Origin of the sequence: Proteus sp. fly-1067, assembly GCF_040139345.1 — a bacterium.
Classification (GTDB): Bacteria; Pseudomonadota; Gammaproteobacteria; order Enterobacterales; family Enterobacteriaceae; genus Proteus; species Proteus vulgaris_B.
The window spans coordinates 1-535 of record NZ_JBEEUL010000252.1 but is presented as its reverse complement, the minus strand read 5'-3'; the positions used below and the strand labels follow the sequence as shown (position 1 = coordinate 535).

Sequence of the window (535 nt, the reverse complement as noted above, 5' to 3'; positions counted from 1 at the left end):
CAATGTTGTTGAGCAGTTTTGGCATAATCAACAAGGTACGTTATTGATCGAATTAGTTGTCGATAGTGATGAAGGGGCGCGCACATTCAAACAGTTACTTGATGAAGTAGGTAACCTTTGATGTTAGCGGCCTACCGTGATAATCAACACCAATCAGGACCGTGGCTGATTTGGCTACATGGATTACTAGGCAGTGCTGATGAATGGCAACCTATTGTTGATCTCTGTCCAAATTATCCCTCTCTGCGTATAGATTTACCGGGGCACGGAGCCTCTAGCTCCATAGATTGTCATGGTTTTGCTGATTTTGATCAGCAGCTAGCTCAGGTAATACAACATCATGGTATTTCACAATATTATCTTATTGGTTACTCATTGGGTGCGCGTTTAGCAATGCACTATGCATGTTACTATCAGACTGATGGACTATGTGGTTTGATTATTGAAGGCGGAAATGTCGGGCTAAATGAGGTTGCTCTGCGTGCTCAAAGAGAGAAAAACGATCATCAATGGGCGCAACGTTTTCGTTTTGAGC

1 protein-coding gene is annotated in these 535 nt (G+C 43.0%); it reads left to right on the top strand.

Translation table 11 applies throughout. The annotated features are described in order from the left end of the window. Positions 1-120: 120 nt before the first annotated feature. Positions 121-535 (top strand): alpha/beta fold hydrolase (locus ABN217_RS20270; RefSeq protein ID WP_349460010.1); only part of this gene is annotated, 415 nt, incomplete at its 3' end.